The sequence below is a fragment of the Noviherbaspirillum sp. Root189 genome (genome assembly GCF_001428545.1).
Taxonomy (GTDB): domain Bacteria; phylum Pseudomonadota; class Gammaproteobacteria; order Burkholderiales; family Burkholderiaceae_D; genus Noviherbaspirillum.
In genome coordinates this window covers 237,623-261,481 of the sequence record NZ_LMHZ01000001.1, presented here as the reverse complement: position 1 = coordinate 261,481, position 23,859 = coordinate 237,623, and the positions used below count along the sequence as shown (strand labels likewise).

26 protein-coding genes are annotated in these 23,859 nt (G+C 57.8%); 19 read left to right on the top strand and 7 right to left on the bottom strand.

Translation table 11 applies throughout. From position 1 onward, the window contains the following. The first annotated feature begins 70 nt into the window (after window positions 1–70). A complete protein-coding gene (locus ASE07_RS01295; RefSeq protein WP_057288975.1) occupies window positions 71–637 on the top strand; it encodes an NnrU family protein in 567 nt (188 codons plus the stop codon). A 30-nt stretch (window positions 638–667) separates the two neighbouring features. Here ASE07_RS01295 and ASE07_RS01290 read toward each other — a convergent pair whose 3' ends face one another. Beyond that, a complete protein-coding gene (locus ASE07_RS01290; protein WP_057288974.1) occupies window positions 668–1,564 on the bottom strand; it encodes a LysR family transcriptional regulator in 897 nt (298 codons plus the stop codon). Window positions 1,565–1,674: 110 nt separating this feature from the next. Here ASE07_RS01290 and ASE07_RS01285 point away from each other — a divergent pair, with 110 nt between their 5' ends. The 3 genes from ASE07_RS01285 to ASE07_RS01275 all read left to right on the top strand — a co-directional run bounded on the left by ASE07_RS01285 (window position 1,675) and on the right by ASE07_RS01275 (window position 5,699). Then, on the top strand, window positions 1,675–2,841 hold the full coding sequence (locus ASE07_RS01285) for a mandelate racemase/muconate lactonizing enzyme family protein (RefSeq protein ID WP_057288973.1): 1,167 nt from the start codon (window positions 1,675–1,677) through the stop codon (window positions 2,839–2,841). Window positions 2,842–3,560: 719 nt separating this feature from the next. Next, on the top strand, window positions 3,561–3,872 hold the full coding sequence (locus tag ASE07_RS01280; protein ID WP_057288972.1) for a hypothetical protein: 312 nt from the start codon (window positions 3,561–3,563) through the stop codon (window positions 3,870–3,872). 156 nt (window positions 3,873–4,028) lie between these two features. Continuing rightward, complete coding sequence (locus ASE07_RS01275; protein WP_057288971.1) at window positions 4,029–5,699, top strand: diguanylate cyclase; 1,671 nt, start codon at window positions 4,029–4,031, stop codon at window positions 5,697–5,699. A gap of 44 nt (window positions 5,700–5,743) precedes the next feature. On the opposite strand, the gene ASE07_RS01270 is transcribed toward ASE07_RS01275, so the two are convergent. Continuing rightward, the gene (locus tag ASE07_RS01270; protein WP_057288970.1) at window positions 5,744–6,175 is read right to left on the bottom strand and encodes a hypothetical protein; all 432 of its coding nucleotides are present in this window, start codon (window positions 6,173–6,175) and stop codon (window positions 5,744–5,746) included. Window positions 6,176–6,464: 289 nt separating this feature from the next. Between ASE07_RS01270 and ASE07_RS01265 the strand changes: the two genes are divergently transcribed. The 5 genes from ASE07_RS01265 (at window position 6,465) to ASE07_RS01245 (ending at window position 12,146) form a co-directional block, all read left to right on the top strand. Beyond that, entirely contained in the window at window positions 6,465–8,030 is a 1,566-nt protein-coding gene (locus ASE07_RS01265) for a class I adenylate-forming enzyme family protein (protein WP_057288969.1), read from the top strand. 59 nt (window positions 8,031–8,089) lie between these two features. Next, window positions 8,090–8,962: an acyl-CoA thioesterase gene (locus ASE07_RS01260; protein WP_082583871.1), complete on the top strand. Its 873-nt coding sequence runs from the start codon at window positions 8,090–8,092 to the stop codon at window positions 8,960–8,962. 188 nt (window positions 8,963–9,150) lie between these two features. Beyond that, the gene (locus ASE07_RS01255) at window positions 9,151–9,924 is read left to right on the top strand and encodes a TSUP family transporter (protein ID WP_057288968.1); all 774 of its coding nucleotides are present in this window, start codon (window positions 9,151–9,153) and stop codon (window positions 9,922–9,924) included. Between the two features lie 73 nt (window positions 9,925–9,997). Next, window positions 9,998–10,234: a hypothetical protein gene (locus ASE07_RS01250; protein WP_057288967.1), complete on the top strand. Its 237-nt coding sequence runs from the start codon at window positions 9,998–10,000 to the stop codon at window positions 10,232–10,234. Between the two features lie 160 nt (window positions 10,235–10,394). Continuing rightward, complete coding sequence (locus tag ASE07_RS01245; protein WP_057289071.1) at window positions 10,395–12,146, top strand: cation:proton antiporter domain-containing protein; 1,752 nt, start codon at window positions 10,395–10,397, stop codon at window positions 12,144–12,146. A gap of 196 nt (window positions 12,147–12,342) precedes the next feature. Here the strand turns inward: ASE07_RS01245 and ASE07_RS01240 are convergent, their stop codons facing one another. Further along, complete coding sequence (locus tag ASE07_RS01240; protein ID WP_057288966.1) at window positions 12,343–13,215, bottom strand: response regulator; 873 nt, start codon at window positions 13,213–13,215, stop codon at window positions 12,343–12,345. Window positions 13,216–13,403: 188 nt separating this feature from the next. Between ASE07_RS01240 and ltaE the strand changes: the two genes are divergently transcribed. The 3 genes from ltaE (at window position 13,404) to ASE07_RS01225 (ending at window position 15,788) form a co-directional block, all read left to right on the top strand. Continuing rightward, on the top strand, window positions 13,404–14,468 hold the full coding sequence (gene ltaE, locus ASE07_RS01235) for a low-specificity L-threonine aldolase (RefSeq protein ID WP_057288965.1): 1,065 nt from the start codon (window positions 13,404–13,406) through the stop codon (window positions 14,466–14,468). Between the two features lie 258 nt (window positions 14,469–14,726). Continuing rightward, window positions 14,727–15,407 (top strand): hypothetical protein, encoded by a 681-nt coding sequence (locus tag ASE07_RS01230; RefSeq protein ID WP_057289070.1) that lies wholly within the window; start codon window positions 14,727–14,729, stop codon window positions 15,405–15,407. A gap of 141 nt (window positions 15,408–15,548) precedes the next feature. Then, window positions 15,549–15,788: a DUF2061 domain-containing protein gene (locus tag ASE07_RS01225; protein WP_057288964.1), complete on the top strand. Its 240-nt coding sequence runs from the start codon at window positions 15,549–15,551 to the stop codon at window positions 15,786–15,788. A 76-nt stretch (window positions 15,789–15,864) separates the two neighbouring features. Here ASE07_RS01225 and ASE07_RS01220 read toward each other — a convergent pair whose 3' ends face one another. Continuing rightward, the gene (locus tag ASE07_RS01220) at window positions 15,865–16,335 is read right to left on the bottom strand and encodes a Dps family protein (RefSeq protein ID WP_057288963.1); all 471 of its coding nucleotides are present in this window, start codon (window positions 16,333–16,335) and stop codon (window positions 15,865–15,867) included. A 225-nt stretch (window positions 16,336–16,560) separates the two neighbouring features. On the opposite strand from ASE07_RS01220, the gene ASE07_RS01215 reads away from it, so the two are divergent. Further along, a complete protein-coding gene (locus ASE07_RS01215; protein WP_057288962.1) occupies window positions 16,561–16,905 on the top strand; it encodes a DUF805 domain-containing protein in 345 nt (114 codons plus the stop codon). An 88-nt stretch (window positions 16,906–16,993) separates the two neighbouring features. Then, window positions 16,994–17,434 (top strand): GFA family protein, encoded by a 441-nt coding sequence (locus ASE07_RS01210; RefSeq protein ID WP_162256853.1) that lies wholly within the window; start codon window positions 16,994–16,996, stop codon window positions 17,432–17,434. Window positions 17,435–17,456: 22 nt separating this feature from the next. On the opposite strand, the gene ASE07_RS01205 is transcribed toward ASE07_RS01210, so the two are convergent. Next, complete coding sequence (locus tag ASE07_RS01205; protein ID WP_057288960.1) at window positions 17,457–19,973, bottom strand: penicillin-binding protein 1A; 2,517 nt, start codon at window positions 19,971–19,973, stop codon at window positions 17,457–17,459. Between the two features lie 226 nt (window positions 19,974–20,199). On the opposite strand from ASE07_RS01205, the gene ASE07_RS01200 reads away from it, so the two are divergent. The 4 genes from ASE07_RS01200 to ASE07_RS01185 all read left to right on the top strand — a co-directional run bounded on the left by ASE07_RS01200 (window position 20,200) and on the right by ASE07_RS01185 (window position 21,665). Continuing rightward, complete coding sequence (locus ASE07_RS01200) at window positions 20,200–20,592, top strand: hypothetical protein (protein WP_057288959.1); 393 nt, start codon at window positions 20,200–20,202, stop codon at window positions 20,590–20,592. Window position 20,593: 1 nt separating this feature from the next. Beyond that, on the top strand, window positions 20,594–20,851 hold the full coding sequence (locus ASE07_RS01195) for a DUF5985 family protein (protein ID WP_057288958.1): 258 nt from the start codon (window positions 20,594–20,596) through the stop codon (window positions 20,849–20,851). 7 nt (window positions 20,852–20,858) lie between these two features. After that, the gene (locus ASE07_RS01190) at window positions 20,859–21,152 is read left to right on the top strand and encodes a DUF5985 family protein (protein WP_057288957.1); all 294 of its coding nucleotides are present in this window, start codon (window positions 20,859–20,861) and stop codon (window positions 21,150–21,152) included. A gap of 84 nt (window positions 21,153–21,236) precedes the next feature. Then, a complete protein-coding gene (locus tag ASE07_RS01185) occupies window positions 21,237–21,665 on the top strand; it encodes a hypothetical protein (protein WP_057288956.1) in 429 nt (142 codons plus the stop codon). Between the two features lie 108 nt (window positions 21,666–21,773). Here ASE07_RS01185 and ASE07_RS01180 read toward each other — a convergent pair whose 3' ends face one another. Beyond that, window positions 21,774–22,190, bottom strand: a complete 417-nt coding sequence (locus ASE07_RS01180; protein ID WP_057288955.1) for a DUF2798 domain-containing protein — start codon at window positions 22,188–22,190, stop codon at window positions 21,774–21,776. Between the two features lie 38 nt (window positions 22,191–22,228). Continuing rightward, the gene (locus ASE07_RS01175) at window positions 22,229–22,546 is read right to left on the bottom strand and encodes a hypothetical protein (RefSeq protein ID WP_057288954.1); all 318 of its coding nucleotides are present in this window, start codon (window positions 22,544–22,546) and stop codon (window positions 22,229–22,231) included. Window positions 22,547–22,726: 180 nt separating this feature from the next. Here ASE07_RS01175 and ASE07_RS01170 point away from each other — a divergent pair, with 180 nt between their 5' ends. After that, window positions 22,727–23,704, top strand: coding sequence for a LysR family transcriptional regulator (locus tag ASE07_RS01170; RefSeq protein WP_057288953.1), 978 nt, complete (start codon window positions 22,727–22,729; stop codon window positions 23,702–23,704). Window positions 23,705–23,859 lie beyond the last annotated feature (155 nt).

Sequence of the window (23,859 nt, the reverse complement as noted above, 5' to 3'; positions counted from 1 at the left end):
CACATTGCATGCCACGCATCGCGGCAACTGTGATGTAATCGCATTCACGTTTATCTTCAGGAGGCGTGTCATGGGAATCTTGATTACGGGTCTCGTACTGTTTCTGGGTATCCATCTTGTTCCGGTGCTGACCGGCATGCGGAACAATTTGTTTTCGTCGCTGGGCGAGAAACGCTACAAGGGAATGTTTTCGCTGGTCTCGGCGCTCGGGCTCATTCTCATTGTCGTCGGCTATGCACGTGCGCCGTCCGAACCTTACCTGTTTTCCCCCTTTCCGTTTGCCATCATGATTGCGCCGCTGGTGATGATCATCAGCTTCATCCTGCTGGCGGCGGCCAACATGAAGACCCATATCCGCCATACGGTCAAACATCCGATGCTGATCGGCGTCGGCTTGTGGGCGACGGTGCATCTGCTGGCCAACGGCGAACTGAAGGCCTCTTTGCTGTTCGGTGCTTTTCTTGCCTATGCGATCATCGATCTGCTATCCGCAACCAGCCGGCATGCGATCAAATCTTTTACCCCGACGTCGCGGCATGATGTCCGCGCGGTGCTCGGTGGCATCGTGATCGCACTGCTGGTCATGACAGTCCATCGCCTGCTGTTCGGCGTGAAGGCGGTGCCTTGGGGCGTATAGCGCGCTTTCGCACTGGGTATCCGCCGTGCATCAAGCCGGCTTGAATTCCGCGATCAGGAAATCGATGAAGGTCCGCACCTTGGCCGGCAGGTTGCGCCGGCTTGGATAAAACACGAACAGGTCGGCGGGCGCCAGCTTGTAATCAGGCAGCACCAGCCGCAGGCGCCCGCTGTCCAGATATTTGGCGACGTCCCATTCGGAGCGCATCAGGATGCCGTGGCCATCCAGCGCCCATTTCAGTACCACGTCGCCATCGTTGCTTGACAGCGTTCCGCCCACTTTCACCGATTCCGTCCTGCGCCCTTTTTGCAAACGCCAGATGCCATGCGCATCGTCGTTCTGACGATGCAGGATACAGCGATGCGTGCTCAGTTCCAGCGGCGTGCGCGGCTCGCCCATTTTCTTCAGGTAGGCCGGTGACGCACACAGGAAACGTGCATTCGACATGATCTTGCGGGCGGTCAACCGGGTATCGGGCAATTCACCGAAGCGTATCCCCAGATCAAATGCTTCTTCTACAAGGTTGATCGGCCGGTCGGTCAGCTGCAGTTGTACCTCGACTTCCGGATAATGCTGTGCAAACGTGGAAATGAGGGGAGCGATGGTGGTTCGGCCAAAGCCCAGCGTGGCATTAATGCGCAGCAATCCTTTGGGGGCGCCGCGGCTTCCGGCAAGTTGCTCTTCCATTTCGCGAATACTGGCGAGAATCTGCGTCGCGTGGGCCAGATACAGCTCGCCTTCGCTGGTCAGGCTAAGGGTCCGGGTAGTGCGATTGACCAGTCGCACACCGAGCCGCTGCTCCATCTGCGCCAGGCGCTTGGTGGCGGCAGGCGGCGTCATGTCCAATTCGCGGGCGGTCGCCGACAGGCTGGCTTTCCTGGCGAGAACAACGAAGAAATGTAATTCGGATGCAGCGTCGTTTTTCACATGCGGTGAATGGTGTATTGAAATACCGTTAATTATACGGACTGGCTTACGCAGTATGCTGACGTTCTCCCTGATGCAGGTTCTCTCAGAAGAAAAGGTAAGGTGCCCGAATGAAAATTGTTGAAATCCGCGAAAAAACCCTTCCGATCAGTTCGCCCATCCGCAACGCTTACATCGATTTCAGCAAGATGACGCTGAGCCTGGTGGCGGTGATCACCGACGTGATCCGTGATGGCAAACCGGTGGTCGGCTACGGCTTCAATTCCAACGGGCGCTATGGTCAGGGCAACCTGATGCGCGAGCGCTTCATTCCGCGCATCCTTGCTGCCGATCCGGCAACGCTGGTCAATGACGCGGGCAATAATCTTGACCCGCACAAGATCTGGAACTGCATGTTCACCAATGAAAAACCTGGAGGCCACGGCGAACGTTCGGTGGCGATCGGCACCATCGACATGGCGGTGTGGGATGCGGTGGCAAAGATCGAGAACAAGCCGCTGTTCCGCCTGCTCGCCGAACGCTATGGCGACGGCACGGTGAACAAGGATATCTTCGTCTATGCAGCCGGCGGTTATTACCATCCCGGACAGGATCTGAATGCGCTGAAGGATGAAATGCGCAGCTATATCGACCGCGGCTATACCGTGGTCAAAAAGAAAATCGGCGGTGCGTCGCTCGATGAAGACCTGCGCCGTATCGACGCCATCATGAGCGTGCTGCAGGATGGCCAGAAACTGTGCGTCGATGCCAACGGCCGCTTCGACATGGATACCGCGATCGCGTATGCAAAGGCGATGTCGCAGTATGACTTGTTCTGGTACGAAGAGCCGGGCGATCCGCTCGACTTTGAACTGCAGGCGGTGCTGCGCAATTATTACGACAAGCCGATGGCGACTGGCGAGGACCTGTTTTCAATGCAGGATGCGCGCAATCTGATCCGTTACGGCGGCATGCGCCCTGACCGCGACTGGCTGCAGTTCGACTGCGCACTGAGCTATGGTCTGGTGGAATACCTGCGCACACTGGATATGCTGCGCCAGCACGGCTGGTCGCCATCACGCTGCATTCCGCACGGCGGCCACCAGATGTCCCTCAATATCGCAGCCGGGCTGGGATTGGGCGGCAATGAATCGTATCCGGACCTGTTCCAGCCTTTCGGCGGTTTCCCGGATGGCGTCGAAGTCGTCAACGGCTACGTGCACATGCCGGAACTGGTCGGTATCGGCTTTGAAGGAAAAGCGAACCTGTACAGCGAGATGCGCGCCTTGAGCAGCTAGGCTCGCATGCAGGTCGAGACCGTTGATGCGGACACTTCACGATCACGCGTAGTCGCGCGGCGCAGCAATTCGTTGGCAAACCGGCCACGCAGCAGCTGATCGAGGCGGCAAGCCAGGACCATGGTTGAGCGATCCGCCTGACAGCATGACTTGCTTTCTCTATACGAATCGCGACATCTTTCTTGCAAACAGCTACACTAATCCCATAAAAGATGGGATGAATCGGCGATATTTGACATAGTTAACGCACGCCACCCTACTAATACAACGACGCATGCCGGATATCAGCAAGGGGGCAAAGAAATGATTCGCGGTCTGTTGCTTGGCCTGCTGTGCGCGGCGCGTGCGGGCGGCTACCAAGTGAGAATCGAGTATTCATGACAAGCCGCTGGCGGAGCTGCCGCTGCATATATGTTTCCGGCATTCGGCGGAAGGCAAAGCGTTGCGACAGGCGTTCAACACAGCGTTACAAACCATATCCTTGCGTAAGCTGGAAAGCGAGTATTTCCAGCGGCTCGAGCGCAATGCGCTGCAGTTACCTTGAATCAGGCATAAGCACCCGGTTCGGGCATGCGTCACAGAATAATGTTTTTCGGCAAGCTTCATTATCTGCCGTAAAATTATTACAGCCGGTGTGAGAACCCGCCTATTGCCCATGCCAATCATTCAAACAATCGAGCAACGTGATCCCACGCCTTCGTTCCGTCGTGAAAGCACCCATGCAGCTCACACGCCGTTTCGTACTACATCTGTGGGCGGTACAAGATCGCGAACGAGTCAGGCTTTGGCAGGAAATGGCGCAGGTGCGCGGGCTGATGCAATTGCTTATGAAGCAACGCAACGGCTATCGCTGGACCGAGACCGACCGGCGAAAGATCCGTGCCCAATTGCGCAAGCTGGCATCGCTCAGCCCTTACATGGTGCTATTTGTGTCACCGGGTGGTTTCCTGGCAATGCCTGTACTGGCCTGGTGGCTCGACCGGCGCCGACAAAAACGCCTTGTCAACGAAAGCGAAAGCGAGAGCAGCTAAGACGCGAATGGGTTGCGAACTGGCCGGTGAGGAAGCAGGTCGATCTGTCGTGCAACGCGAGGCGTGTATGGCGACAGTGCATCAGGACGACATCCACGCTAAGTGCGCTAAGTGGAAAGCGTTGCAGCGGCACAGGCTGCTCCGGGGAGGACATCAATGGATAAGCAGCAACCGGAAGATGACGGTCTCGATCAGACATTGAAAGCCATCGAGGCAACCTACGAGGCCAACCTGCCGCCCCGGCTTGACGATATCGACGACGCCCTGCAGCACTGCCTCGACGAACCGGCCAATGAAGCGCATCACCATACTCTGCTGAGCAAGCTGCACGGTTTGGCCGGATCGGCCGGCACCTTTGGTTTTGCGCGTCTCGGCCTGCAGGCGACCGACCTCGAAATGTTGCTGAGTGCCTTCATGAAAGGCACCGCCCCCTTTGGCAAGGATTTCGCGCCGATTGCCTCGGGCGTGCGCGACCTGTCGCGCTGGGCGAAGGTCAATCCCAAGGGCGATGACGCGTCGCGTGAAATGACCGCCGCCATGCCGCGCAATCTTCGCGCTAACGACAGCAATGTTGCCGAGCGGCGGCTCATTTACCTGGTACACGACAATCCGATGCTGGCTACCGATATTGCCGTGCAGCTGCAGTATTTCGGTTATGAAGTCGAGGTCATCAGCGAACTGGCGCGACTACAAGTCTGCATCGACCGGCGCATACCGGCAGCCATCGTCATGGACCTCGGCTTCCCGACTGGCATTCTCGCCGGGGCCAAGGAAGTAGCACGCATCAAGACTGCCAACGCGCATCGCATCGCGGTGATATTCCTGTCGACACGCAGCAATTTCGAAGCAAGGCTGGCCACCGTGCGCGCCGGCGCGGATGGCTATTTTTCCAAGCCGCTTGATATGGTGGCGCTGATCGACCGGCTCGACCACCTGGTGGTGGCAGAGGAAGAGCGGCTCTACCGCATCCTGGTGATCGATGATGAAATCGAAACCGCCGATTACTATGCCGCAGTGTTGCGCGGCGCCGGCATGGAAGTGCGGGTGCTGCACAAGGTTGCCGACATGCTGAAAGTCCTCGGCGAGTACCGGCCGGAACTGATTTTGATGGATGTGTATATGCCGACCTGCAACGGCATTGACCTCGCACGCATCATTCGTCAGGATCCCATGTACCTCGACGTGCCCATCGTTTTCCTGTCGAGCGAAGGCAATCTCGATAACCAGCTGGACGCGATTGCGTCCGGCGCCGACGATTTTCTGACCAAACCGATCAAGCCGCTGCAACTGGTGTCGGCACTGACCAGCCGCGCCAGGCGTTATCGCGAACTGCGGGCGCTGATTATGCGTGACAGCTTGACAGGGTTGTTTAACCACTCCGCCATCAAGGAACACCTGATTCGCGAGATATCGAACGCGCGTCGTACGGCAACGCAGCTATCGCTGGTGATGATCGACATCGATCGATTTAAAAGCGTCAATGACAGCTATGGACATCCGGTCGGCGATCAGGTGATTCGCGGACTGTCACGCTTGCTGCAGCAACGCTTGCGGCGCAGCGACATCATCGGCCGCTACGGCGGCGAAGAGTTTGCGGTGATCATGCCGAATACCCCGGTTGACGCTGCGATCACCGTACTTGACCAGATTCGCGAGTCATTTTCAAATATCCGGCATCAGGCCGAGCATCAGGACTTTACCGTGACATTTTCCGCCGGGGTGGCCAGCCTGGGTGGGGATACCGAAGCGGACGAGTTGTTCCGGCTAGCCGATGTGGCGCTCTATGACGCCAAGAACAGCGGGCGCAACCGCATCGTCAGGGGATAGGAGTACGGGTCAGAAGCGAACGCCGTTAAAATTCGCCTGCCGATCTACAGTGCGTGATACTGGATTTCGCGCAGGAACCAGCATCCATTCTTGCTCAGGAAATGATAGCTCAATACCCAGTCGCGCTCCGGCTTGAAGACATCGACCACGGCCTTGCCCCATGCATTCTCGTCCACGGTAAATTCCAGCTGGTTGGCCTTGATGTAGTCGCCAAGTGCAGAACTGGCGGCGTCGCCTTGCCGGGTCACCATGCGCCGCTGCTCGGTAATCTGCTGCTTGCCGCCTTCAATACCGTATTCAAGGCGCACCCGGGTTGATGGATAGATCGTGCGGCTAAAAGCGAAATTCTTGTCGTTGGCAAAGTGACTGAAGAAGCTGGAGAAATTTTCTGGACGCTGTGTATCGCAAGCGGATGCCCCGAGCGGCAAGCCGGCAAGGGCAAGCATCGCTACAGCAATGGCAGTACGGAAATTCATATGGTTTCCCCTTGAATCTTTGCGGCTTGAGCTTGGAGGTTTGCGCTGTATTAGGCCATTTACGCCATTTATGCCATTTCTTCAGCATACGAGCACGACCACAAGCGATGCACGGTTGTATCAATAAATTAATTGATTATCCGCAATCCATCTTCGGGCGGGCGATAGCCGGCAGGTAATCGAAGCGCTTTTCACAAAAAACTCAAATCTGCTCTAGTATTGAGTCCAGCATTTACCGATGAATTTTCCAGTACGCCGATTCAACCGATTGACCTGATTGACGATACGTATGACGCCCCAGTCCACCATCGATACCATTCTCGAAGACGATTTTCATCCACTGCCTTACCTGATCCGTCTCCATGCGCAAGCCGCGCCGGACAGGCCGGCACTGGTCCAGGACGGCAGTTCGCTGACCTATGCCGAACTTGATGCCTTAATGGACCGCATTGCGGCTTCGCTCCAGCGTGACGGCCTGCGTCCGCGTGATGCGATTGCCATTTGCGCCGGCACTTCGATCCCGTATGCCGCGGTGTTCCTCGGTGGCTTGCGCGCCGGTGTCGCCGTGGCGCCGCTGGCCCCCTCGTCGTCGGCGGAAAGCCTGGTAACCATGGCCAAAGATGCGGATGCGCGCTTGCTGTTTCTGGATCGGACCGTGGCGGAGCAACTCGCACCGGTACGCGCATCCATCACCGCACCCACGGTTGCGCTTGACGGCAGCGACGCCGGCAAGGCTTTCGATGCCTGGCTGGCACCGGAAGGCAGCAAGCCGCAGCCGGTGGACATTGCCCCCGACTGGCCATTCAATATCATTTATTCGTCAGGAACGACCGGCGCGCCAAAAGGCATCGTGCAGCCCCATTCGATGCGCTGGACCCATGTGCAGCGCGGTCGCATCAACGGTTATGACAGCAGCGCCGTGACGCTGATTTCAACGCCGCTGTATTCGAACACGACGCTGGTGTGTTTTTTCCCGACCGTCACGCTGGGCGGCACCGTGGTGCTGATGGCGAAATTCGATGCCGGCACTTACCTGAAGCTGGCCCAACAATATCGTGTCACCCATACCATGCTGGTCCCCGTGCAGTATCAGCGCATCATGGCGCGCGAGGATTTCGGTCAGTACGACCTGTCATCGTTCCGCTGGAAGTTCTGTACCAGCGCGCCATTTTCCGCTGCACTGAAGGCCGACATCCTCAAGCGCTGGCCGGGCGGCCTGGTGGAATATTACGGCATGACCGAAGGAGGAGGCACCTGTATCCTGTCCGCGCATGAGCACCCGGACAAGTTACACACCGTGGGCCAGCCGGCCCCCGGACATGACATCCGCCTGATCGACGATGAAGGCAAGGAAGTCGGCCCCGGCGAACTTGGCGAAGTGGTCGGTCATTCACCGGCGATGATGGCCGGTTACCACAACCAGCCGCAAAAGACCGCCGAAGCGGAATGGTACGACCCGAGCGGCAAGCGCTTCATCCGGACCGGCGATGTCGGCCGTTTCGATGCAGATGGTTTCCTGACACTGATGGACCGCAAGAAGGACATGATCATTTCCGGCGGCTTCAATGTCTATCCGAGCGACCTGGAAGCGGTGCTGCAGCAGCATCCTGACGTGGTTGAAGCGGCGGTGGTCGGGGTGCCGTCGACCCGCTGGGGCGAGACGCCGATTGCGTTCGCCGTGGTGCGCCCGGGTGCGGCGCTCGACGACAAAACACTGCTGTCATGGGCCAATGAACGGCTGGGCAAGACGCAGCGGCTGGCGGCGGTCCAGATCACCGATGTGCTGCCGCGCAGCGCGATCGGCAAAGTCCTCAAGCGCGAATTGCGCGATAGCTTCGGCCGCACGCTCGACTGACAGACTGACTCAGAGACTGACTCAGCGGCGGCGCTTTACTTTCCAAAATAATGAACGACATGAACATACCGGATTCCTCTCTGTACAACACGCAGGAAGTTCTTGACCTGCTCAAACTTGAGCAAATTGAACCCGACCGCTATCGTGGCCAAAGCCATTTCATGGGCAGCCCGAATGTTTTCGGCGGCCAGGTGGTGGGACAGTCGCTGTACGCAGCGGCCGTCACCGTGCCGGAGCGTCGCGTGCATTCACTGCATTCGATGTTCCTGCTGCCGGGGAATCACCGCCTGCCGATCGACTATGAGGTCGAACGCGTGCGCGACGGCGGTTCGTTCAGTACTCGTCGTGTGGTTGCGATCCAGGAAGGCCGGCGGATTTTCGTGATGTCCGCCTCGTTCCAGCATGTCGAAGAAGGACTGTCGCACCAGAGGGAAGCGCCGCAGTCGCAGGATCCGGAAACCATTGAATCCAATATCGTCGCATGGAAAAAGCAACCGCCGCATCCCAAGCGTCCCTTCATGCCGGTGCCCGTGGATTTTCGTGCTAACCATGCAGGCGACATCCTGGGCGGCAATACCGGCGATCGAGGCAAGCAGGTATGGACCAAGGCGCCGCTCAGCCTGCCGGACGATCCACTGCTGCATGACACGCTGTTCGGCTACGTGTCCGACTATGGCCTGTTATGGACATCGCTGCAGCCGCACGGCATCCGCCTCGGCGATCCGCGCCTGCAGATTGCGAGCCTGGATCACACGATCTGGTTCCACCGCCCGTTCCGGATGGATGAATGGCTGCTGTTTGCGATGGAGTCGCCAAACGCTTCCGGCGGCCGCGGGCTGTGCCTGGCGTATGTGTACAATCGCGGCGGCGAACTGGTGGCCACGATTGCGCAGGAGGGCTTGATCCGGTTGCGCAACAAGCCGAACGCGTAGTCCAGATATTTCTGCGCGGTCCCGAACAGTATTTTGCTAAGTGCGCCTATCAAAATGACGATGGCAAGGCGCGCCGACGAAGACAGTACAGGCGTACGGCTAGGAGAAGCAACGCCGCAAGCGGCATTTTGATAGGCGCTCTAAATACTGTTCGGGACCGCTTCCTGCCATTCCCAAGAAAGATGCACATGGATGTCGTTTTATCGCCGGAAATCCTTGCGGCGCTGTTCTGTGCCGCCATGATTGCCGGTTTTGTTGATGCCATCGCCGGCGGCGGCGGGCTGATCACCATCCCGGTCCTGCTGCTGGCCCAGATACCGCCCCTGCATGCACTGGCGACCAATAAGCTGCAGGGCAGCTTCGGTTCCTTGACTGCGTCGGTGATGGCTCTGCGACGCGGGCTGGTGCACTGGCCGGACATGCGGGTACTGTTCGTCTGTTCCCTGATCGGTTCGGCAATCGGCGCGTTTGCCGTGCAATTCGTTCGTGCGCAAACGCTGGATATCGTCATTCCCGTGGTGCTGGTCGCGATCGCGATGTATTTCCTGCTGGCGCCGAATGCAGGCGCGGTCGAGAAAAAGCCACGCATCAATCAGGGAGCCTATCGTGGTGTGGTGGTGCCAGGCATTGGCTTCTACGATGGCATGTTCGGTCCGGGCACCGGATCATTTTTTTCATTGGCCGGCGTCGCCTTGCGCGGCCATAATCTGCTGACCGCAACCGCGCAGGCCAAGGTGCTGAACTTCGCCAGCAACATTGCATCGCTGGCGGTATTCATTGCCGGCGGCAAGGTCTTGTGGACCGCTGGCGCGGCCATGGTCGCTGGGCAGGTGATCGGAGCCTGGGGCGGTTCGCATGCGATGGTGCGCGGCGGTACCAAACTGATACGGCCGATGATCGTGACCGTGTGCGTGGTCATGCTTGGCAGATATTTGTGGCAAAAAGGTTTTCTGTCGTTCTAGCGTCGTTGTTTCCGGCGGGAGGTGGGGCCGGACATCCCAGAGCCGGCCGGCAGTCATCGCAGCGGAGACAACAATGTACATGGTGTACTGGACCGTGGTGGAAAACGGCGAGGCCTCAGCCCGGGGCCAGGAATTCGCGTCGAGCGATATGACTGGCGCAATGAAGCTCATGGAAGACTTGCGCACACGTCAGCGAGCTGGCGAGGGCATCTGTTTTGTTGCCATGTCGTCCGAAAACCCCAATTCGGTGGGCCATCCCGGCGTGGCCGATCCCGACCCCGATTACAACTGGAAAAAGCGCCGGAAGTAATACCTGGTGCGTGCGGGATTACCAGAGTCGATTCGCTACCGAATACCCGCACAATCCGCTCAGGGATATCCAGCCCGATTTATGACACACTCCTTTGCACGCGGATGCGCCATGGCGGTTGTCCGTTGCCTCCGTATCGCTTGCCAAAGGATCGTTCGACGTGGAAGTACACCAAACCCTCCCTTATCTTCGTGAAACGCTCCTGTTCCTGGCGCTGACCGGCATCCTGATTCCCCTGTTGCAGCGGGCGCGCGTCAACCAGGTACTCGGTTTTCTGGCTGCCGGCACACTAATTGGACCGTTTGGACTGGGGCTGTGGGCGGGTGAATTTCCCTGGCTGGCGTACTTCACCTTTCCTGATCGCGATGGCGTGGCGGCACTGGCGGAGTTCGGGGTGCTGTTTCTGATGTTCATGATCGGCCTCGAATTGTCGGCCTCGCGTCTCTGGGCGTTACGGCATTGGGTATTCGGTGCAGGTGTGGCACAGGTCGTCTTCAGTGCAACACTGATCGGCGGGCTGGCCTGGTGGTTTGGCAATCCCCCGGAGGTGGCCGCGATCCTCGGCTTTGTGCTGTCGCTGTCGTCGACCGCGGTAGTGATGCAATTGATGGATGAGCAGCGTTCGCTCGGTACGCCACTTGGTCGCGCCGGCTTTTCGATCCTGATGCTGCAAGACCTGGCGGTGGTGCCTTTGCTGATCCTGATCGGCGTGCTGGCAACCGGCAGCACCGAAGGTATGGCGGCGTTGGCCGGACTGGCATTGTTGAAGGCGGCCGTCGCTATCGTGCTGATTTACCTGCTCGGACGCCGCGTGATACGGCCGCTGTTCCAGACCTTCGTGCGGCAACGCCAGCCGGATGTGTTCATGGCACTGACGCTGTTGAGCACGCTTGGCATCGCGGCATTGACGGAGATGGCCGGCTTGTCGATGGCGCTGGGCGCTCTTCTGGCCGGTCTGCTGCTGGCGGAAACCGAGTTCCGGCACGAAGTCGAAGTGACCATCGAACCATTCAAGGGCTTGCTGATGGGCTTGTTCTTCATGTCGGTCGGCATGTCAATCGACTTGCGCGAAGTGGCGCGCTCGCCTTTATGGCTACCCTTGTCGGTGGCCGGGCTGTTTGCCATCAAGATGCTGGTGACCGCGGTGATTCTGCGCATCGGCGGTTTTCGCTGGGGACGTTCGATTGAGGGCGGCGCCTTGCTGGGGCAAGGCGGGGAATTCACCTTCATCGTGATCGGCTATGCATTGACTGCCAAGCTGATGCCGGTGGCGACCGGGCAATTCATCATGCTGGTCGTTGGCTTGAGCTTGTTCGCCACACCCCTGATCGCAAAAGCCGGCCGCAGTTTCCGCGAACATGCGGAAAGCCGGAGGTCGGCAGCGCAGGCCGAGCGTGACTTGTCGGAGCAGGCGGAGCAGATAGGGCAGAAAGAGGGCCACGTCATCATCGCCGGCTTTGGTCGTGTCGGGCAGTTGGTGGCGCAACTGGTCGCGGCACAAGAGATTCCTTATGTCGCTTTCGAAACGGACGCGCGGGTCGTGAGCAAGCTGCATGGCAGGGGATTGCCGGTGTTCTTCGGCGACGCGGCGCGGGTGGAACTGTTGCACAAGGTACGCGCGGAAAAGGCCGCCGCCATCGTGCTGACCATGGATCATCCGGCATCGGCGCTGCATGCAGTAAAAGCCATCCGTCGCGCCTATCCGGGTATTCCGCTCTATGCGCGTTCACGCGATGAAAAGCACGCGGTTGCACTGCGCCATGCCGGAGCCACGCACGTTATCCCGGAAACACTGGAAGCCGGATTACAGCTGTCGGCGCTAGTGCTGCAGGCAGTGGGGCTGCCTGAAGGCAGTGCCGCGCATGTGGTGCAGCTGGAAAGAGAACGGCGTATTGCGGAACTGCAGGCGTAATACCAATCCCAACCCATAACGCACCATGACATCGCGTCTTTTTCCGCCTGCCGGCGTTGCACTCGTCGTCAATAGCCCGCTATTGACTCCTCCTGCGCCTTGCCAGTCAAAAAAATCCATCGATGTCATTCGGTACGTTACAGGTTGGGATTGGTATAACACCGCAAAAGCGTACACCGTGCTTTTCAATAACGTCCTAATCGGTCCGCGCAAGGATCGCATTCGCCACCCGGCGCGCGCTTGGCAGGAAGCGAGCGATGGTGCTCAACAACTCATCTTCGCTGACAGGCTTGCCGAGATAGGCGTCGCATCCGGCCCAGCTGCCGCGAAATTTATCGAACGCCGAGGTTCTGCTGCTCAGCATGACAACTGCCGATCCCTTGGTGGCAGCGCTGGACTTGATTCGCTTGCAAACCTGGTAACCATCCATGCCGGGCATCAGGATGTCGAGGAAAACACAGGTGTATTGCTTGGCTTGCGCCATGTCGATGGCGATTTCGCCGTTTTCTGCGAAGTCGACGTCAAATCGGAAAGGCGCGAGCTTGGCTCGCATGAATGCGCGCACGGTTGCACTGTCATCGACGACCAGCACCGATTCGATCGGTTTGGCGTCAACGACGGCCGGCGGCATCGGCATGTCCCGGTCGGTGGCACGGCGCCGCGCTGTCCCGTCCCAGGGAATGTTTTCCACCGACTGACGCCGGCGTGCGCGTTCGGCCAGCGCAGCTTGCATCTGGGTGTCGAGTTGCTCGAACAGACGCATCCAGTGAATGGGTTTCGCCACAACAGGCCAGGTGCTGCTGCCATCTCCGCGTCCGATGAACACCACGGGTGCGAACAGATTGGGTTTGCGCTCCTGCATCTGGCGAATGCCATCCGAGCTATCGCCGTTGACGAGGTAAATATCGGGGCGCTCATCGGTCGACGCTGCCTCGGTATAGCAGAAGGGTCGGCGGCCGGTCAGGCGAAAGGTGGAGGAAAGCAGGCTTTTTTCAGCGTCGGTGAACCCGACCACTTCCAATACGAAGCGATGGTTACCTGAAACGGGAGTGTCGGAGGAAAAGGCCATTTTCGTAGGAGATGACGACGGTTCGATCGAATATTACGCAAGTCGGGCAGGCCGGAAAATTAACTTAATGATAACAGAATTCATCTGCCACTTAGTGGATTTGCCGGTCTTTACTAGTCTGTGCCGTTGGTGTCGCGTTTTTTACAAAACGTCGATAATAAAGCCTGGCGAACTTGTTGAGGCAAACCATGACCGATTTTCGTAGCGATACCGTGACACAACCAACGGCAGCCATGAAGCAGGCAATGCTGGAGGCGCCGCTGGGTGATGATGTGTTTAGCGACGACCCGACCATTAACCGATTGCAGGAACTTGGTGCCGGCATGCTGGGCTATGAGGCTGGACTGTTCGCGCCCAGCGGCACCCAGACCAACCTGATCGCACTGATGACGCATTGCCAGCGCGGCGAGGAAGCCATCGTCGGACAGCAATGGCATACCTATCGCTGGGAAGCCGGTGGCATGGCGGTGCTTGGGTCGATCCAGCCACAGCCGCTGGAAAACCAGGCGGACGGCACCATTGCGCTGACCGATATGGAAGCGGCCATCAAGCCGGATGACCCTCATTTTGCAAAAACCAGGCTGATCGTGCTGGAGAACACCACCGGAGGCAAGGTGCTGCCGCTGTCGTACATGCGTGAAGTCCAGTCACTGGCGCAGCGCCACGGCCTGAGTACCCATATTGACGGCGCCCGGTTGTTCAACGCGGCGGTGGCACTGGCTGACGGCGGCGACCCGGTAACACAGGCACGCGCCATTTGTCAGTCCTACGATTCAGTGTCGCTGTGCCTGTCCAAGGGACTGGGTGCGCCCGTGGGTTCGCTGTTGCTGGGTTCGAAGGACTTCATTGCGCGCGCCAGGCGCATCCGGAAAATGCTGGGTGGCGGTATGCGCCAGGCGGGTGTGCTGGCGGCGGCCGGCATCTATGCGCTGGAAAACAATGTGCGCCGCATGGCGGACGACCATGCCAACGCCCAGTTGCTGGTACAGGGCCTTGGCCGCATCGTGGCGAATCATTCCAGACTGGAGGGCAAAGCCGCCGTCCAGCCTGCACAAACCAATATCGTGTTCTTCGACGTAGACGCCGAGATCGCCGACGCTTTCGTGGAACATCTGGCGACGCACAAGGTGCGGGTAACGAGCGGCTACTACAAGACCAAAGAGAAAGCCATGAAAAGGATTCGCTGGGTCACGCATCTGGATGTGGATCGTGCCGATGTCGAACGTGCACTGGACGTCGTTTCTGCATTCTGAGTGTTGGCTTGCCTTGATGGTCCGGTGTGCAGAATCCTGATATTCAGTACACCGGCGCTTTATTTCCGCGTCGAAATGCAGGGCAGAAACGCTTTCTCCATTTCCCATTAAAACTGTACCAAGTCACTGTCGCGTCAAGTTTATTTCCATCAAATTAGTCGGAACCGCCCAAGTTGCCTGTAGTCAGAAGCGGCTGTACGGCGGGAAATTTTGCGTTTGCGAAATCTCCTCAGCGTCTGATTGATGAACAGGATGGAAATGGTAAAAAAGACATTGGCGACGATCGGCTTGATCGCGGGAGGATGGGCAATCGCAACGGCGGCGCAGGCGGAAGTGCGCATTATCGGGGATGTTGGAACCACGGGTATCGGCTTCCATGCAAGCATTCCCTTGCGGTCCGACATGAATGCGCGACTGGGCTCGGGTTTCCTCGGCTATTCCTATGAGGGCAAAACGCGCGATATGGAATATCAGCTCAAGCTGAAGGCGAATACCTACGAAGCCTTGCTTGACTGGTTTCCTGCAGCGGAAAGCAGCTTCCGCGTTACAACGGGTCTGGCGTATAACGGCAACAAGATTGATGTGGTAGCGCAGCCGAATGTCGCCGGTGGCTATACCGTCAATGGCAGGACCTACAGCACCGGTGTTGTCGGTCAGGTCAATGGCAAGGTCAGCTTTAACAAGGTTGCTCCTTATCTCGGCATTGGCTGGGGACGTCCTTCGGAAAAGGAAAAGGGTTGGTCGTTTTCCACTGATGTCGGTGTGCTGTTTCAGGGCTCGCCCAAGACCTCGCTTTCCAACACAGGTTGCGCTGCGGGAGCGGCGGTATGTACCCAGTTTGCGAATGACCTTGCACGGGAAAATGAACAATTACGTGATGAAGTCGGGCGGTTCAAGGCTTACCCGGTACTGAGGGTCGGTATCAGCTATCGATTCTGATGCGGGTTGCCGTCCCTGCAACCCAAATTATAGAAATTCGCTATCAAAGTTCTTGGGTAAATCAACTTGCTCTATCAAATGCGAATCATTATCATCTGTTGTAAGGATCTTTGATTCGTTGATATTGAAAAAGGAGCAAACATGGTTACCGCCGCAAGAACCGTCAGCCAGATCGTCGTCCACATGGCCGTGGCGTTTGTGACGCTCTACGTGGTGACCGGATCGATTGCCTTCGGAGGCCTCGCCGCGATCCTTGAGCCGATCTGCAATGTGATTGTCCTGCCCTTGCATGACAAGTTATGGGAACGGATCCGCAAGCGTGTCGATGAAGGGGAAGCGAATGCGCAACGCTCCTCCCCGGCGGCGTCCGTCGCCGCCTGAATCCCGGCTGTGTATGGCGGGCCGCTCGCCCGCACACTTTTTCGCGCTAACCTTTTCCCGCCTTACTTTTTCCGCCTTACTTCTCCAGTAACGACCGCAACATCCACGCAGTCTTTTCATGGACTTGCATGCGTTGGGTCAACAGGTCCGCAGTCGGCTCGTCACTTGCCTGTTCCACCACCTTGAACATCGAACGTGCGGTACGGATCACGGCTTCCTGGTCCTGCACCAGTTGACGAATCATTTCCTGGGCATTCGGTACGCCATCGGGTTCGTTGATCGTGCTCAGGCGAGCAAAGTCGCCATAGGTGCCCGGTGCGAAGCTGCCCAGCGCGCGGATGCGCTCGGCGATCACGTCCACCGCGTCTGCCAGTTCGGTGTACTGGGTTTCAAACATCAGGTGTAGTGTCTGGAACATCGGGCCAGTCACGTTCCAGTGGAAGTTGTGGGTCTTCAGATAAAGCGTGTAGGTGTCGGCCAGCAGGCGGGAAAGACCATCGACGATAGCGTGGCGATCCTGTTCGGAAATTCCAATATCCATATCCATTCTTTTATTCTCCTGAGTTGTGGTCTTTACATCGCTACGACCGCACGGGAGGCCAGCGGTTCGCCGTCCGGTGCGGACGATTGATACCCCATATCGATGGGATGGCGCCGGCGACAATTCATGGTTAAGGTTTTACCACCGTGATACCCTGAAGAAATACCCGGGACGGCGAATAAGTGCCGGTGTATGCCGATCTGAAAAACAAATAACCAAGGAGACAAAAAAATGACCTTTACCGAAGCGACCAAGACCTGCCTGTCGAAGTACGCGGATTTCAATGGTCGCGCATCACGCTCGGAATACTGGTGGTTCGTGCTGTTTACCGTCATCGCCAGCATCGTACTTTCCTTCGTCAGCAATACGCTGTCGGGGCTATTTTCGCTAGGTATGCTGCTACCGTCGATTGCCGCCGCCACACGCCGGCTCCATGACACCGACCGTAGCGGATGGATGCAGTTGATTGGCATCGTGCCCGTGCTGGGCTGGATCGTGATCATTTATTTCCTTGCCCAACCAAGCACGGCTTCAAGCCGTTTTGACTCTGTTAAAGCAGTAACCGAAGCAGCATAAGCGGACAGGTTTCCAGCCCGCATATCGCGTGGCGGCAGATTTTTAGCGAACCCGGTCGGTCTAATTTTGATTGACGATGGAGGTTTCCATGCCGACACAATTCTCCGGCGGTTGCGCGTGTGGCGCAATACGCTACCAATGCGCGGCACCACCACTGGCGATGTACAACTGCCACTGTCAAAGTTGCCAACAGGCGGGTGGTGGTGCGTTTGCGCCCTTAATAGTGGTTGCCGCACAATCGCTTGATGTACGCGGCACACCGAAACGGTTTTTTACCCAGGCAATTGCGGATAGCCACAGCGAGCGCTGCTTTTGCGGCGAATGTGGTTCGCCGCTGTTTGCACTGGGCGAGCGAACGCCGGATGTGGTCCTGGTCCACGCATCGTCGCTCGACGAGCCGGATTGGTTCAAACCGGTCGCCGATATCTGGACGGTCAGTGCCTTGCCTTGGGCCAATATGGACCGACACATTCCCAAGGTGTTCAAATCACCGCCTTTGCTGGAACCGGAAGGCGAGGTCACCTTGTAGGCAGTCCCGTATATTGTGTCACTTAATGCCCGACATCCGGAAAAATCAAATCGCGGCCGCCTGACTGGCGGCTGCCGCCCCCGCTTCCACCGGAACTGGTGGCGGTATCGGAACGCGGCACGGGAGCCGGGTCGCGCCCGATGCCGCTTAGATACCGGTTAAGTTCATCGCTGCTGAGCATCGGCGCGGAATCACTGCCGCGTTCCATGGGCGGCGCTTCAGGCGGCGCGATCACAATGGTCGTGCTTTCGCGCTGAATGACGCCATAGCCAGGCGGCATTTCCATATTTTCAGTCACCTTATCCACCCACGCGTCGGACGGCGCGTTGACCAGTACGGGCGGCGGCCGTTTCGGCTGCGGGAACTTGGCCTTGACATCGATCATCTTCGATTTGATGGTGTCGCGAAAAAAATCGCCGACGAGCAGCAGGGCATTATGGCCACCCTGACCCCAATAGTCGCTGCGCATGGTCACGCGCGAGTCATTGAAACCGACCCAGGCGCCGGCAACGATATTGGGATGCATCATGATGAACCAGCCATCGGTATTGTTTTGCGTGGTGCCAGTCTTGCCGGCGATATCGGCCACGATTTTAAAGCGGCTTCGAACTTCGGTTGCGGTGCCCTGACGCACTACGCCGCGCATCATGTCAATGAGCTCGATTGCGGTGTCTTCGGACATGACGCGGTGCGCCTCGGTATCGAATTCGGCCACCACATTGCCGTCACGGTCGGTGATCTTCCGGATCGCGACCGGCTCACGGTAGCTGCCAACACGGGCAATCGTCGAATAGGCTGACACCATTTCCAGCAACGTCACGGGACTTGTGCCCAGCGAGAGGGAAGGCACCGGGTCGAGCCGGCTCTGGTTTACGCCGATGTCGCGCGCCAGCCTGAGCACGTTTGGCAAGCCGACGTCCTGCATCACCTGCGCGGTGATCGTGTTCTTGGAATAAATCAGGCCTTCACGCAGGCTCATCATGCGCCCGCTGAAGCCCGACATGTCCGTTGGCCGCCAGACGCTGCCGTCGGGTGCGCGGATTTCAACCTGACCATCGGGATAGACCCGATCCGGGCGCAACCCCTGTTCCAGCGCAGCGCCATATACGATCGGTTTGAAAGTGGAGCCCGGTTGCCGTTCGGCTTGGGCGACATGGTCAAACTGGTCGCGTTCAAAGCTGCGGCTGCCGATCCAGGCCTTGATCTCTCCGCTTACCGGGTCCATCGCCAGGAAGCCAGCCTCAAGTCGCGTCTTGTTGTCACGAAGCCGGGTCATGAAGCCGGTGTTCGCTTTCAACTTTGCCAGTGCAGCTTCGTCGGTCTGTCCTGAACTGATTGCTTTCTTGTACTCCGGCGTTTCCCGCACGAAGGCGTCAAGCAACTCGGGGCGTGCGGACCAGAAATAGCTGAAGGGCTCGACGTTCTTGCGTAGCGCACCATAGGCAGTCGGTGTTTGTGAAGCAACGCGCTCGGTACTGCGGCCCCATTCGACATCGGCAATGTCTTGCAGTACCTGCGATTGTCGCTCGACCGCTTCGGCCGCCATCTGCTGCAAGCGATCGTCGATGGTACTCTGAATGACCAACCCGTCGGTGTAAAGGTTATAGTCGTTGGCGTCAGCCCATTCGATCAGTTGCCTGCGCACGTAAGCGGCGAAATGCGGGGCCACGCCGAGCGGGTCCGGCTGGCGCGTCAGCTTGACCTGCAAGGCTTGCTCGCGCATGGCGTTGAACTCGTCCTCGGATAGCAGGCCGCGCTTGTGCATTTGCGCAAGCACCACGTTACGGCGCTTCTGCGCGCGTTCCGGATTGATGATCGGGTTGTAATAGCTGGTTCCCTTGAGCATGCCAACCAGGGTGGCGCTTTCTACCACGTCCAGTTCGGAGGCCGGCTTGTCGTAATAGGTGCGCGCCGCCATTTCGATGCCGACCACGTTGTACAGGAAAGGGACACTGTTCAGATACGTCTCGAGGATCTCGTCCTTGGTATAAGCCTTTTCAATCTTGATGGCAGTAATGATTTCACGCAGCTTGCGGTCTATCGTGCGGGTTCGGCCGATCTCCTCAGGAAAGAGATTGCGCACAAGCTGCTGGGTGATCGTGGAGCCGCCTTGGGCATCCCCGCGCAAGGTATGTACGATAGCGGACAAGGTCCGGCTGACATCGATGCCGCGATGTTCATAGAACCGGTGATCTTCGGTGGCGATCAGTGCTTCCAGCACATGGGGCGAGATTTGCTCAAGTCCGACCTGTTCCTGCTGCCCGCGACTAAAGGTGGCAAGATGGGTACCGTCTGCCGACAACAGAATGCTGGGCTGCGCGCTACGGGCATGTAACAGGGCTTCTACGCCCGGGGTAGTGGGAACAATCTTGGCGACATAGCTGGCGACCAAGGCGGAAACGCCCAGCAGCATGATGGTGAATACACCTGACAGGATGAAGAAGTAACGCCAAATTTTGCGCTTTCGCTGGGGCTGCCGCTTATTTTTGCTTGATCGATGTTGCTGGTCCGGCTTGTGGGGCTTCTCGTTGTCCACCATTGACACCTTTTCGGTTGATGGCCATTTGGACAAGGTTGCAGATGTTTGGTTTTACCCATCCTGCGGAAACCACTTGTGGCAGGTTAGGCTGATGCTATCAAGGCAAGTTGCGGATTGAGGCAAATCAAGATTGAGTGGGATATGGTCAGAACGGCATCGACGTTACGTGCAGGGATAGGTAACATTCCCTTTCCCTTTTGCATGTTTCTCTTTGACAATACCTAGCATGGTTACTGGCTCTCTCATTACTGACGACGTCCGTCGTTTCGTGCTGACGAGCATTCCGTCCGTCCCGTACCTTGAAGCGATGCTGTTGCTGCGCGCCGAGGATACCGGTGACTGGGACAGTGTCATGCTGGCCAATCGCCTGTATCTGAGCGAGAAAGCGGCAGCCTTGCTGCTGGCTGAACTGCATGATGCAGGCATTCTGAGTCATGATGCGGCTTCTCCTGGCCGTTACCGTTTCGCCCCGACTTCCGAAGGGTTGCGCCAAATAATCGATCAGGTAGCCGCTGCGTATTCAACACAACTTGTGGCGATGACCAATCTTATTCATTCCAAGTCCGGCAGGAAAGCACAACAGTTTGCCGATGCTTTCAAATGGCGAAAGGATTCCTGAGATGGCTCCTGTTATCTATGCGCTGTGCGCAATTACCTCGATGCTTTGCTCATGGCTGCTATTGCGTGGTTACCGTAGCAATGGTTATCGTTTGCTGTTCTGGAGCGGTCTGTGTTTCGTCGGTCTGTCGATCAACAATGTGCTCCTGATCCTTGACCGGGTCGTGTTTGCGACAACGGTCGACCTGACGACATGGAGGCTGGCAACTTCGTTGATTGCCTTGTTGCCGTTGCTGTACGGGCTGATTTGGGAGGAGTGAGGCTTCGATGAATGATATGTTACTTGGCGCCATCGTCACGGCATCGCTGATTGCGGCATTGTTCTTCCTGCGGTTCTGGCGCAGCACAGGCGACCGTTTTTTCCTGTTCTTTGCAATGGCCTTCGCTCTTGACGCATTGAACCGCGTGATGGCGGGAAGCTCGCTTACATCCAACATGACACAAGCTGATGAGGATTTTCCACTGTATTACCTGATACGTCTGCTTGGTTACGGCTTGATCCTGTTTGCAATCTACGACAAGAACCGGCCGCGTGGCCGCGACAAGGCCGACGAAAGCTGACATTTTCGTTTGTCGGCCGTTGGCTCGGCGGTATGATGGTCCGGGGCAGGCATTGATCCATAGAATCGGACTGACGACGACGCCATGCCATATTTGCTTTCCTGTTATTACCTGGATGAACCGCTCGACGAACCCGAACTACAGTTCGTTGGTCAGGTTTTGATTGGTCCATGGGCGCGTTTTCCCAGCAGGGCTTCCGCGCTGACGCAGAAGCGCGTGCCGGCCGTACTGCCCTTGCCTGACGGGAACGGTGGATATGCACAAAGTCGGGAGGAGCGTGCCGAGGGTGTGCGCGCCAACTTGCGCCATGCCGGCATCCGCGCCGACAATGGCCGTCAGGTTGTCTGGGTGATGCCGCGCGACAGCGACTGGGACGCGATATTCCAGTTTGCGATTCGCGAAGAGACGGGGTTCGCGCCGTTTGTCGCGCAACGCTGGTTCGAGGAGTCTGGAACGCGGATCCGGGGCACAATCCGGGTCGTGAATACTGAACTATTGCTGCGTGGGTTGTAACTGCTGCCAATGCTGCCAATGCTGCCAAAAATAAAAAAGCCCCGCTGCTTGCGCTGCGGGGCTTAATTCTGGAAACAATGAAGGAGACGCTGTGACCTTCTTGCCTGCTCAGGCGCGATAAGGATCGCCGGCGCGCAGACCACGCAAAACGTGGAGGCGATGCGCCTTCGTTACCCCGCTGGACACGTCAACCACGTCGGCAAAGCCAAGGCCGCCTGCCGGTCGTGAACGCTTCTTCAGCAGCGAAGTCATTTTCCGCAGGGACAGCGCGACGCCATAGGTAAGCGGGAATGCGATGGGCCAGGCGGTCAGCCAGCCTTCGACCCAGCCGGTTACCAGGTGCTCGTTGCCACCCGTCCCGGCCGCATGCAATACCAGGCTCGTTACCAGACTTGCCATGCCACTGATCAGGAAGGCCGGTAACATCGACGCAACGCTGCGCGAACGGCGCATGAAAAACGCGCATTCCACCAGCAGGCTCGGCAACTGGTCATGCTGGGCAGTCGATCTTGTCAAGGCGTTCATGTTGGCTCCGTAAATGATCTTTTATGCTTGTTTGATGCTTAGCCACGTGCGGCGAGGGCACGCAGTTCACGCGCCTGGCTCGGATCGAGACCGTCGAGGTCTCGCGCCATGCGGTTCAGCAGCAGCACGCTTTGCAGAATGCGGCGCTCGGAGCGCTGTTCCAGGGTCTGGCGTGGTTTGATGACGAGCAGCGCGGCGCGGAGCAGGCCGATTAGCAGCGGTCTGAATGCCAACAGGAATGCGGCGACGATGCCCAATCCGACAACCGGGCGAACCGCCGATACTGCAGTTCCGGCAAACGCCTGCAGTGCAGGCAAGGCTGCTTCAGCGGGGAATGCGATGGACAGGATGGACATGACTTACTCCCAATAATTTTTTCAGAATGACTTCTCTCTTTTGCTGCATTGCAGTATAAGTAGACAAAAGTTATAAAACCAATTTCCGTTGTGCATATCAGCTATACTTTTCGTGAATATCCATGACGGAAGTGATAACCAAGTTGTCTTTCTTGAAAGAAACCCTGCCGGACATTCATCATGAGTTTCCTTACCCTCGACCTGAACCTCTTGCGTGTCTTCGATGCCGTGATGACCGAGCAAAACCTGACACGTGCGGCAAGCCGCCTGGCAATGACGCAACCCGCTGTTTCCAACGCATTACGCCGGCTACGCGATGCGCTTGGCGACGAGTTGCTGATTCGCACCGCGCATGGTGTCAAACCCACTTTGCGGGCTGAAACACTGTGGCCTGCGGTACGACGTGCCCTATCTGAACTGGAAGAAGCAATTGTTCCGGAACAGAGCTTTGACATTGCCACTGCGCAAAACACCTTTCGGATGGCAATGGCCGATGCGACTGCCGCACTGTGGCTGCCGTCTCTTGTACGCTCGATTGAGCGGGAGGCACCGGGCCTTACGATTCGCATGGTGCCGCTGACGACGCGTGAGCCGAGGCCGATGCTGCTGCGCGGCGACATCGATCTGGCAGTGGGTTTCTTTCCCGGCGTGGTCGCACAACTGGCCGGAGGGCAGGGCGCCTCCGTGTCGCCGATCCGGCATGAACAGTTGTATTCGGGACGCTATGTCTGCGTCATGCGCAAGAATCACCCTCTGGCCAAAGAAGAACTAACAATCGATAGCTACTGCTCGGCAAACCACTTGCTGGTGAGTTTTTCCGGACGCGCCCATGGCTTGATCGATGAGACACTGGCGCAGCTCGGGCGCGAACGGCGCATCCTGCTCACGGTCAACCAGTTCTTTACCGCCGGCCGTGTGGTGGCGACTTCCGACCTGATCACCGTTTTGCCAAGGCATCTGATTGCATCGACCGGTATTACCGGAGCGTTGATCACGAAGGAATTGCCGTTCCCCACGCCGACCGTGCATATCGACATGCTGTGGCATGAAAGGGATACCCGGGGTCCGGCGCATAAATGGCTGCGCTCGCACTTGAGTGGCACAACCAAGGATAGCATCCTGAAATTGAACGTCGCGCCGGAAAAGAGCCTTAGCTGAATGGCCTCCTGTCTCTTGTCTTGTGCGTACCCCGTTAGCCAACCGGTGGAGCTGTGAGGAGAACAGTACGGATGCCTTTCAGCGACTTTGTGGCTTGATTCATGAAACAAAAAACCCGCCGAAGCGGGTTTGCATGCGGATGGTGAAGCAGCGAA

Coding starts and splice junctions, on each gene's coding strand:
- ASE07_RS01230 (WP_057289070.1), top strand. CDS start 14,727: ATGGTAAAAAAGACATTGGCGACGATCGGCTTGATCGCGGGAGGATGG.
- ASE07_RS01295 (WP_057288975.1), top strand. CDS start 71: ATGGGAATCTTGATTACGGGTCTCGTACTGTTTCTGGGTATCCATCTT.
- ASE07_RS01170 (WP_057288953.1), top strand. CDS start 22,727: ATGAGTTTCCTTACCCTCGACCTGAACCTCTTGCGTGTCTTCGATGCC.
- ASE07_RS01175 (WP_057288954.1), bottom strand. CDS start 22,546: ATGTCCATCCTGTCCATCGCATTCCCCGCTGAAGCAGCCTTGCCTGCA.
- ASE07_RS01210 (WP_162256853.1), top strand. CDS start 16,994: ATGCCGACACAATTCTCCGGCGGTTGCGCGTGTGGCGCAATACGCTAC.
- ASE07_RS01260 (WP_082583871.1), top strand. CDS start 8,090: ATGAACATACCGGATTCCTCTCTGTACAACACGCAGGAAGTTCTTGAC.
- ASE07_RS01285 (WP_057288973.1), top strand. CDS start 1,675: ATGAAAATTGTTGAAATCCGCGAAAAAACCCTTCCGATCAGTTCGCCC.
- ASE07_RS01195 (WP_057288958.1), top strand. CDS start 20,594: ATGGCTCCTGTTATCTATGCGCTGTGCGCAATTACCTCGATGCTTTGC.
- ASE07_RS01280 (WP_057288972.1), top strand. CDS start 3,561: ATGCAGCTCACACGCCGTTTCGTACTACATCTGTGGGCGGTACAAGAT.
- ASE07_RS01255 (WP_057288968.1), top strand. CDS start 9,151: ATGGATGTCGTTTTATCGCCGGAAATCCTTGCGGCGCTGTTCTGTGCC.
- ASE07_RS01275 (WP_057288971.1), top strand. CDS start 4,029: ATGGATAAGCAGCAACCGGAAGATGACGGTCTCGATCAGACATTGAAA.
- ASE07_RS01205 (WP_057288960.1), bottom strand. CDS start 19,973: ATGGTGGACAACGAGAAGCCCCACAAGCCGGACCAGCAACATCGATCA.
- ASE07_RS01225 (WP_057288964.1), top strand. CDS start 15,549: ATGGTTACCGCCGCAAGAACCGTCAGCCAGATCGTCGTCCACATGGCC.
- ASE07_RS01250 (WP_057288967.1), top strand. CDS start 9,998: ATGTACATGGTGTACTGGACCGTGGTGGAAAACGGCGAGGCCTCAGCC.
- ASE07_RS01185 (WP_057288956.1), top strand. CDS start 21,237: ATGCCATATTTGCTTTCCTGTTATTACCTGGATGAACCGCTCGACGAA.
- ASE07_RS01180 (WP_057288955.1), bottom strand. CDS start 22,190: ATGAACGCCTTGACAAGATCGACTGCCCAGCATGACCAGTTGCCGAGC.
- ASE07_RS01220 (WP_057288963.1), bottom strand. CDS start 16,335: ATGGATATGGATATTGGAATTTCCGAACAGGATCGCCACGCTATCGTC.
- ASE07_RS01215 (WP_057288962.1), top strand. CDS start 16,561: ATGACCTTTACCGAAGCGACCAAGACCTGCCTGTCGAAGTACGCGGAT.
- ASE07_RS01265 (WP_057288969.1), top strand. CDS start 6,465: ATGACGCCCCAGTCCACCATCGATACCATTCTCGAAGACGATTTTCAT.
- ASE07_RS01190 (WP_057288957.1), top strand. CDS start 20,859: ATGAATGATATGTTACTTGGCGCCATCGTCACGGCATCGCTGATTGCG.
- ASE07_RS01240 (WP_057288966.1), bottom strand. CDS start 13,215: ATGGCCTTTTCCTCCGACACTCCCGTTTCAGGTAACCATCGCTTCGTA.
- ltaE (WP_057288965.1), top strand. CDS start 13,404: ATGACCGATTTTCGTAGCGATACCGTGACACAACCAACGGCAGCCATG.
- ASE07_RS01270 (WP_057288970.1), bottom strand. CDS start 6,175: ATGAATTTCCGTACTGCCATTGCTGTAGCGATGCTTGCCCTTGCCGGC.
- ASE07_RS01200 (WP_057288959.1), top strand. CDS start 20,200: ATGGTTACTGGCTCTCTCATTACTGACGACGTCCGTCGTTTCGTGCTG.